Origin of the sequence: Siphonobacter sp. BAB-5385 (genome assembly GCF_002261125.1) — a bacterium.
In the GTDB taxonomy this organism is placed as follows: Bacteria; Bacteroidota; Bacteroidia; order Cytophagales; family Spirosomataceae; genus Siphonobacter.
This window is the reverse complement of record NZ_NMPS01000005.1, coordinates 1-9,494: the sequence shown is the minus strand read 5'-3', so window position 1 is coordinate 9,494 and position 9,494 is coordinate 1. Positions and strand designations below refer to the sequence as shown.

General features: G+C 51.8%; 6 protein-coding genes. 2 read left to right on the top strand and 4 right to left on the bottom strand.

Features of this window, described 5'->3' with window-relative positions; all coding sequences use genetic code 11:
• Nucleotides 1-170 precede the first annotated feature (170 nt).
• The 4 genes from BWI93_RS00305 to BWI93_RS00290 all read right to left on the bottom strand — a co-directional run bounded on the left by BWI93_RS00305 (nucleotide 171) and on the right by BWI93_RS00290 (nucleotide 7,326).
• Nucleotides 171-1,856, bottom strand: coding sequence for a RagB/SusD family nutrient uptake outer membrane protein (locus BWI93_RS00305; protein ID WP_094808187.1), 1,686 nt, complete (start codon nucleotides 1,854-1,856; stop codon nucleotides 171-173).
• Between the two features lie 12 nt (nucleotides 1,857-1,868).
• A complete protein-coding gene (locus tag BWI93_RS00300) occupies nucleotides 1,869-5,459 on the bottom strand; it encodes a TonB-dependent receptor (RefSeq protein ID WP_217902199.1) in 3,591 nt (1,196 codons plus the stop codon).
• A gap of 122 nt (nucleotides 5,460-5,581) precedes the next feature.
• Nucleotides 5,582-6,457 carry a FecR family protein gene (locus tag BWI93_RS00295; protein WP_176454087.1) on the bottom strand — a complete coding sequence of 292 codons (876 nt, stop codon included), beginning with the start codon at nucleotides 6,455-6,457 and terminating at the stop codon, nucleotides 5,582-5,584.
• 359 nt (nucleotides 6,458-6,816) lie between these two features.
• Nucleotides 6,817-7,326 (bottom strand): RNA polymerase sigma factor, encoded by a 510-nt coding sequence (locus BWI93_RS00290; protein ID WP_176454086.1) that lies wholly within the window; start codon nucleotides 7,324-7,326, stop codon nucleotides 6,817-6,819.
• 270 nt (nucleotides 7,327-7,596) lie between these two features.
• On the opposite strand from BWI93_RS00290, the gene BWI93_RS00285 reads away from it, so the two are divergent.
• Nucleotides 7,597-8,472 carry an aldo/keto reductase family oxidoreductase gene (locus tag BWI93_RS00285; protein ID WP_094808184.1) on the top strand — a complete coding sequence of 292 codons (876 nt, stop codon included), beginning with the start codon at nucleotides 7,597-7,599 and terminating at the stop codon, nucleotides 8,470-8,472.
• Nucleotides 8,473-8,574: 102 nt separating this feature from the next.
• Entirely contained in the window at nucleotides 8,575-9,249 is a 675-nt protein-coding gene (locus tag BWI93_RS00280; protein ID WP_094808183.1) for an HAD family hydrolase, read from the top strand.
• Nucleotides 9,250-9,494: the final 245 nt, after the last annotated feature.

Below are 9,494 nucleotides of genomic sequence, written 5' to 3'. Positions count from 1 at the left end.
TCGTGGAGAGGTCCAGCCTGGAAGGCTCAATGGCTACTAGCCAGCCAGGAAGAAGTACCGAACCCGGTCTGTTCAAAACGACATAGTTAACTGAACCTCTAAAACCAACCTCATTTAACCCAAAACACAACTGCCAGCATATCGCTGGCAGTTGAATCACTCTACAATATTTACTCCCAGCCCGGATTTTGCTTGAGTTCGTATCCGGCGGCTCGGTACAGGGTAATCTGATCGAGCGGAATGGGCGTCAGATACACTTTGGGATCGGTGAATAAACGTTGCGATTCGAGTTTTGGAGCCGGAATGATGTAGCCTTCCGTTGTTCCCTCGATAATGGCATCGGTATTGGGGTAATCGGCCTTGCGAATCCAGGCTCCCCGGTTGATGTCCGAATTTGCCTGCGTATCGGCGTACTCCATCTTCTTCCAGCGAATCAGATCGTCCAGACGGAAGCCTTCCAGCAGCAGTTCAATCCGGCGTTCGCGACGGATTTCCCAAATCAAAGCAGGGACGGATGGATCGCGGGACGGATCGTCGTAAACCTTGCCATTCACCGCCGGACTTGAGCCACTGACTTCCAGTTTCGGCATCGCAATCCCCGGACGTTGCCGTAGGGTGTTAATCGACTTGTCCAGATCGGCCTGCGTGAGCGTACCCAGTTCGGCACCAGCCTCCGCGTAGTTAACCAGTACTTCGCCGTAGCGAATGACGGGGGCGTCGGTCTGGTTGAGCGAGCCGCTGCCTTCGGGTAATTCCCTGGTTTCTTCGTTCAGGAATTTGTGCGTCGCGTATCCGCTTGACGAAAAGTTGGCGGCGTACTTACTCACCCGTAGCTGGTTCACGATCGTTGCGGGCAGCCGGGGGTCGCGGTCGGCCATGACATTGGCAATCCCCTTATCCCCCTTGTACAGCGGCGAAAGCTGAATGGGCAAGCCATCCTTGCTCAGGTACGATTCGATGGCATCTTTCGAGACCCCCGTTTGCGGCTCCTTGTTGTTATAACTGTTCAGCGAGTGCGTCAGCATACCGGTTTCGTATTTCCGATACAGAATCATTTCCTTCGAGGACGCCAGACTCAGCGAACTGAACATCGAGCGGTACGTGTCCGTAGCCGCGTACCGACCCGAAGTGATGACTTCGTTTGCTGCCCATTTCGCCGCTTCCAGGTAAGTTTTAGCCCGATTCTGGTCGATGCTGTGGTACTTCAGAAAGGTTCCGTGGTAGAGCATAATGCGGGACATAAATGCGAGTACAACGCTTTTATTCACGGTTAATCCCTTCTCGCCGTCGTCCGCCCGTACGTTGGCCGCTGCGTATTGCAAATCGGCCAGCATACTATCCGCCACCACCGTACGCGGGTCGCGGGGTTTGTAGAGTTGAGCAAAATCGGTTTCTCCGATCACCTGGTCAAAAAATGGCACATCGCCATACTGACGAACGAGTTCATGGTATTCCATTGCCCGGAAAAAACGGGCTACTCCCGTCCAGTGCCGAATGGCTTCGGCTTCCATCGGTACCCGCTGAATCCGTTCCTTGAAGAGGTTTGCTTTCCGTACCCAGGCAAAGGTCCAGTTACTGCTCGTAGCCGGTACATTTCGGGTAAACTGCGTCGGGCTCGCCGGAGCGAAATCGTCGTTTAATGTTTGTCCGTTGAAGTATCGTCCCGGCGTAAAGCTGGATCCGTAGCCATCAAAATACCGGGTATAAAAGCCCCAGGCAAAGGTTCGGACGTTGGCTTCATTGGTCCAGTAGGTTTCGTCCGAGAGGGCGTCGAGGGGCGAACGCGTTAGTAAATCGTCCTTACAACCCACCAGAAAAAGCAGGGCGGCGGACAAGAGAATCGCTATTTTTTTCATCGCTGGCTCTGATTAAAAGGTGAGTTGAAGACCGAAAGAGAACGTGCGACGGTACGGATACACCCGACCAAACGTTACCGCCGGGCTGTTTGACCGCAGGTACCCTACTTCCGGATCAATCGGAATGGATAGATCGTCGAAGGTCAGCAGGTTTTCGCCATTCACATATACCCGGCAACGCTCAATCCGAATGCGTTCCGTCAGCGTTTTTGGAAGGGTATAGCCCAGCGTCATGTTTTTCAACCGCAAATAGGCCATATTGAGCAGATACTTACTCTGAATCAGAAAGTTCTGTGTGTTATTGGATTGGCCCGTATTGGTTGGGCGTGGGTAAAACGCATTCGGATTTTCCTCCGTCCAGTAATCCATCTGGTGAGCATACATGGCATCACTGGGGTTGAAACCCGGAATGAAAATGCTGCCCGAAGGCCAGAGTTCGCGTTTGCCTACCCCCTGCCAGAACATATTGAAATCGAAACCTTTCCAGTCGGCTCCCAGTCGCACCCCATACTGATACCGGGGCGTCGAGTTACCGATGACTTTCAGATCACCGTGATCCTCCAGACTGCTACTTCCCGTGAAAATGGTGCCGTCTCCATTGAGATCCTTATACTTCACGTCGCCGGGTCCGTAGAAGAACCAGCCGGATTCGTGGCGGGTCTGGTTGGGGATACCGTCTTTCAGGATATACCTGCCCGTCGCGTCGCGTAGCAGATTTCCGTTTGCATCCTGATTGAAATCGTCTTTCGTGAAAAAGCGGTCGGTTTCGTAGCCCCAGATTTCGCCGAGGTTTTTCCCGGTGTAGTTGCCATTCACCAGCGTTCCATCAAAACGGGTGATTTTTTCAGTAAAGTCCGACAGGTTTAAGCCCAGATTGATGTTCAGGCCATTCGTGAATCCGTGGTTGAAATCAACGGCCAGTTCCCAGCCCGTCGTTTGCATTTCGCCATAATTTCGGCGGGGAGCTGCCGCCCCGAAGGAACTCGGCAACTGAATACCCGTCGTGATCATATCGCTGGTTGTACGTTTATACCAGTCAAACGTCACGCCCACTTTGTTGTTCAACAGCTTGGCGTCGGCTCCAAAATCAAGCGTACGGATGGTTTCCCAGGTCAGTGCAGCAGGTACCAGAGCGGGCGTATTCACCGTCAGCATATTGGTACTGCCGATCCACCAGCTGGAGTTGGTCGTACCCATCGTGGGTCGGAACGTCGTCGTACCCACATCCGTATTTCCCAGTGAGCCATACGATCCCCGGATTTTCAACGAACTCAGCACCGGCTCGATGGGCTTCATGAAAGGTTCTTCCGTAAGGACGTATCCGGCAGAGATCGAGGGGAAAAAGGCCCATTGGGTACGGGTGGGGAAGAATGACGAACCGTCGTAGCGGCCGTTCAGCTCCAGCAGGAATTTGTCTTTGTAGCCGTAGTTAATCCGTCCAAAGAAACCCTGGGTAGCCCAGTGACCCCGACTCCCGCCTACGTACTGATCTCCCGTAGCGAGGGGGAGTTCGCCCAGGTTCATGTCAATCAGTCCGCGTCGCTCGGAGCTTTGGTCCCAATCCTGACTAATGTCCATATCCATCCCGGCAATGACCTTGAAGGAGTGATTGGTCAGTTCTTTCTGATAGGTACCAAAAGCCTTCACCGTGTGCAGTTCATTCCAGAGGGACCGATAGATGACCCGGTCATAGGTGGCACTCGCGTACGATTCATACTTCAGCGGTACCCCATTCCATTGATTCCAGGCCATTACTTTTCCTCCGACATCCCGCACGTGCCGATTGGTGTTGGAGTACGTATAGTTGGCGTCAATGGTGAGTCCTTCCATCAGTTTCAGTCGCCCGCCGATGGTAGCCCGCAGGAAGTTTTCCGTCGTGTTGATCATCTGAGCCTGCTGCGTTTCCGTCACCGCACTGCGGAAGGGCCGGCCTTCGTAGGTACCGTAGGGATAGACCCGATGCCAGCGATAGATGTAGTACAGCGGATCATAAACCGTACCCCCAAAGGAGAAGGGAGTCTCGAATACGCTCTTCGAAAAGAGGATTTTTCCGTTGACGTCCAGCCATTTGTTGATGGAAGAATTGATACTGAACGTCCCGTTATAGCGGTCAAACTTGTCTGTTTTATCTTTCAGTACCCCTTCCTGACCCAGATAGCCTATACTCAGATTGTAGCTGGTTTTGTCCGAACCGCCCGTAATACCCAGGTTATGCGTTTGCTGGGGAGCCCATTTCCGCATGAACATGGCCTCGGCGTCCCAGGGGCGGTAGAAGTACAAACGGCCGTCCTTGATTTCAAAATCACGGCCCATTACCATATCGTTGCCCAGATTTTGGCCGCCGTACTGAGATTCCCAGTCGCGGATTCGCTGAATACTTTCATCGGTGAAATACATCCCTACCGTTCCGAAGGTCGTAGCCGCGGGATTGGTACGGCGAGCTGCCGCCAGAGCGTATTCCGGACCGTCGGCGGCACCGGCGATTTTTGGGGTCGTCGTGGGGGTACTGTAGGCAAAGTTGGTGGAATAAGTAACCTGACTCCGGGTATTTTTCTTACCCGATTTTGTCGTGATCAGCACAACACCCCAGGCCGCCCGGCTTCCGTAAATCGACGTGGACGCCGCATCTTTCAGGACCGAAATGGATTCAATATCATCGGGGTTGACCATTTGCAGACTCTGAATTTCAACGTTATCGACCAGAATCAGGGGTTGGGCCCCGTTTCCGGCGTTGAGCGAGCCCGTTAGGCCCCGCAGGCGAATCTGGGGATTTGTACCCAGGTCACCGCTCGTCGTCGAGATCGTCAGCCCCGGCACCGCTCCCTGCAAGCTGCGAGCGACGTCGGTAACCGGACGGGATTTCAAAAATTTATCGGTTTCTACGGTCGATACGGCTCCGGTCAGGTTCCCTTTCTTCTGGGTGCCGTAGCCTACCACGACGACTTCGTCCAATCCTTTGATGGATTCATCGAGTACGACTTCCAGTTCTACGCGATTCCCCAGTACGACTTCCTGGGTTTTGAAACCGACGAAGGTAAAAATCAGTACATCCGTTTCCTTCACGTTATCGAGCGTAAACTCTCCCTTCTGATCGGTGAGCGTACCCCGTTGGCTATCCTTGATGACGACGCTAACGCCGGGCAACGTAACACCCTTACTGTCAATCACTTTCCCTTTGACCCGAACGGCCATTTCTTTCACCGTCGCCGCTACTACGGGCTGATGAACCGGCGTTGGCGGTACGGGGAGGGCCTCCCGACGTTTAAAAATAACAATGCTGTGATCGGTTTCGCGGTACGCGTACGCCGTGTGGTCTAATAGAGTCGTGAGCACATGGCCGACGTTATCATTGGTAAATGTTCCCGCCGATACCTTAATTTTTCTTAGTTCGTTGTTGTTATAGGTAAAATCAATGTGGCTCGTCTTCCGCAGAGTTTCGATGGCTTTTTCCAGCGACGTTTCCCGGAGTTCAAGCGTTACTTTCTTACTGATCAGATGCTGGCTGTAGCTATTCTCGGCAAGCAGGCTCCCCGCCGCCGTGAGCATCATGCCGCACGCAATCAATCCAACCCTCATGAGTTTGATTCGTTTGCTTTTTCTCATACATTTAAGTGTGTTTAATCCCTGTATTAAACCCAGCGGCGGTTTTCCGGTGTCCGACTCCTACCTCATTCACCGGGCTGCTGGCTGAACCGTACCTGTTTCCGCGGGTACGGTTCCTTTTGTTACTGACATTCAGTTCCTGAAATCAGCACCTCCTTTCCTTTAATTTCATACTGAATTCCCTGGATATCTTTCACTAAATCAAGTACTTCACTGAGTTTTTGCGATTGGGGTTGAAAGGCAAGACTGCTCACGCAGTTGCGGAAGGTGGCTCGGTTGAACTGCATCCGAACGCCGTAGGCATTTTCAATCGCCAGGGCAATGTCGGCGAAGCTTACGGCCTTGAGGACTACATTTCCCGTTTGCCATTCCACGGTTTCGGCGGCATCGATAGACCGTTCGATGGCCTTGTGTTCCGTTTTTAGATAGGTAATTTCCTGGTTTTTCTCCAGGACGGCCAGCGATTTCGTGCCTTCGCTCACGGCTACTTTGCCCGTAACCACCGAAACCTGCATGGTTTCGAGAGCCTGATACGCTTTTACGCGAAAGGTAGTCCCCAGCACGCGGGTCTGTACGTTTCCGGCGTGGACCACAAAGGGCCGTTTCTCATCGTGAACGACCCGGAAGAAGGCCTCACCATCTTCCAGAAAGACTTCCCGGTTCTGATTAAAATCCGGAGCGTAATGCAGAGCCGTGGCCGCATTGAGCCAGACTACGGAGCCATCGGGTAGTCTAATCTCCCGCACTTTGCCCGCGGGGATTTGAATACTAATGGTCTGCGTATCGCGAGCCATCCAGTAGTAGATGCCTACGCTACCGAGGAGCAACACAATACTGGCCGCCAGCCCATAGGCCCAGCGAAAGCGTCGCACCTGGGGTGCTTCAAAGCCCAGCGTACCGTGAATACGCTGTAAAATTTCCTCTTCCAGTTCACGATTCGAAGGTTCCTCATCGGGTTCCTCCATCCCAAACTGTCGGTATAAATCGTCTTTATCCATGTACGGTGGAAGGTTCAACACTTCGTATACCCCCATGACGAAGTCGGGGGGGGATCGTACCAGAAGGAGTACGTTATTTTTTTAGTTGTTGGTTGGCTGTTTTTGGTTGTTAGTTAATAGTTGGTATTTAGTTGTTGGGGAATGGCGAAATAAGGGATGGGTGAGAGCGGACGGCTCTGCTCCTTTGTTTCTTCCTCAAAAGGGTGTAAAAAGGCTTGCTTCGGTTGATTTTTCCGATGTGGAGGATACGGAGGCTGGTAAAACGTTGGATTCTTGGGGCAGCAAAGTCGAGTGGCGTGTTCTGTTTCGGACTAGACTCGCCTACCTATACGTTCGACACGAACACCGAAAGCATCTGCTTATTTCTCCATTTGAAACTCCTTCAGACGAAGCAGGGCGTTCTGAATCTGGTTTTTGACCGTCTGGGTAGAAAGGGATAAGCGTTCGGCGATTTCCTGCGGGGATAATTGCTCCTGCCGACTGAGTAGAAAGATTTGCCGCATGGCCGGGGGCAGGTGCTCAATGCGATGCATAAGCCGCGTTTCCAGCTCCGCGTAAATGAAGGAATCGTGCACGCTTTCGCTGGCGGTTTCGTGCGTTTTGAGCAACTCGTTCTGAGCCCGCGTGTGGACGGCTTTTTTACGCTGCAGGTCAATGAACCGATGGTTGAGCATCGTACAGAGATAGCCCGCAAAGGTCGTATGGATGACTAGCGTATGGCGTTTGTACCAGAGTTCGACAAACAAATCATGCACGACATCCTTGGCCAGGTCCGGATCTTGTAACTTTTTCGCGGCAATGTCGTAGATGACCTTCCAGTACCGTAAATACAGCTCATTGAAAGCAGCCCGATCGTCCTCTGCTTTCAATTGGTTTACGAGCACTAGATCCGAAAAAGCTTTCAAGTAAATGTTTTGGTCAAGGTAAAATTCATTCTGCGAATTGCTAACTTATGGATTCTATGGCTTTTTACCAAAGGAAAAGGCTGTATAAATATTTTGTTAAATCTGCGACTGACCAAGTAAAATAGGGTTTACAGACGCAAAAACCTGTTTTGCATTAGGAATTAATGCTACTTTTGACCGAAAGTCCTGACGTACACCCCACGTTAGACCACGGTTATTATAATCTCTTTTAGTATGCAAAAAGTGTATTTGAGTGACTCCGGACCCAAAGTTTCGGAAGCAATTTATGGATTCTGGCGTTGGGAAGACAAAGGTGCCGAAACCCTCACGTCGATGGAAAAAGTGGTCAACTTATGCCTGGAACTCGGGGTCAATACCTTCGACCACGCCGATCATTACGGAAACCATACCATCGAAGAATATTTCGGTAAAGTCATTCAGCAAAAGTCCGTCAAACGCGAAGATCTGGTTCTTTTCAGCAAGTGCGGCATTCGTCAATCGGCTCACGGTTTTACGTATTACGACAATACCAGTGCGTACATCACCGAGAGCGTGGACAATTCCCTGCGAAGACTGAAAACGGATTACCTGGATATTTTCCTGCTCAACCAGTTGGATCGGCTTTGTCCGCCCGAAGAGACCGCCCGTACGCTGATGGAACTCGTCAAGTCCGGTAAAATCAAGCACCTGGGGGTCAGTAATTTCACGGTGTTCCAGCACCAGTTACTGGAATCGAACCTGAAGCGGCCCATCGTAACGAACCACATCGAGCTGAACCTGTCGAATACCACGGCGATTGAAGACGGACGCCTTGATTTCATCAAGCAACGGTTCAGCAAACCGCTAGCCTGGGCTCCCCTGGCGGGTGGACGTATCCTGAATGGTTCGGACGCAAAATCGGTCGTACTTCGCTCGAAACTCGAAGAAATGGGTCGCAAATACGACGCCAACGTCGAGCAGATTGCCGTAGCCTGGCTGTATCAGCTGGGAACCTTACCCATCATTGGATCGCTGTCGGAAGAACGTATTCGTAATGCCGTCAGTGCGGCCGACATCAAGCTTTCGCACGAAGACTGGTACGCATTGTATAATCTTGCCCTGCTGAAATAAGTTAGGCAGACCGATCGACGTTATACGATCCCGATCGGTCAGGCTTCCAGTCTGCTACTCAGGCTGGAAGCTTTTTCCTATCATTCTCTGTATCCCATTGGCATGAAACCGTATTCCCTGATTCTGTTTGATTACGACGGTACGCTTTGTGATTCCCGCCAGGCTATTCTAGCCACCTTCCCGCCTACGTTCGCTCATTACGGCGTGCCGGTTCCGCCCCTGGCTGAACTGGAAGCTGTCGTCAGCAAAGGATTGGTAATGGGTGAGGCATTTCAGGTACTGAATCCGGCGTTGTCGATCGATGAAGTCAATGAATGGGTGACGACCTACCGGGCCATTTACGACCAGGATGCGTACCGATTGGTGGAATGTTATCCGGGAGCCAAAGACCTGATGGAGCACCTGGTTGAACAGGGGAAACACGTGGTTGTCATTAGTAACAAGGGCATTCGTTCCATCGAAACTTCGCTGGATTACTTGGGATTGACGCCTTACGTTTCACTGATTCTGGGTGATGGCAGTCCTTTACTGCGGGGGATGCCGAAAAAGCCCAGCCCGGAGAGTTATACCAAAGTCATTCAGCCGCATTTCGATCTTCATTCGGGCAACAGTACCCTCATGATCGGCGATACCAGCATGGACCTGCAATACGCCAACAACTGTGCGATTGATTCCTGCTGGGCCACGTACGGATTTGGTGATCCTGAAGCCTGCCGGCAGCTCCTTCCTACCTACGAAATCAGTAGTTTGCTGCAATTGAAGGAGGTGATTCCGTAATCTGGCTCGTCGTCGATCCCGCTACAGGCTGACGATTTCCGACGATCCATCCTCCCCTTTTTCCAGCAAAACGGCCTTCCAGAGCCTTAAAGCGAGTCGTCGATCTCCCGGTAAAATCGTATCATTGCTGATCGACGCAGTAAAGTCTTGTTTTCTGACGAAGAAATGTCCATTTTTAAACGCCCTGAGGAGATTTGAGGGGCTCGGTAGTCGGGGTCTTAATCGTACCTAGTTGGAATTGAAAT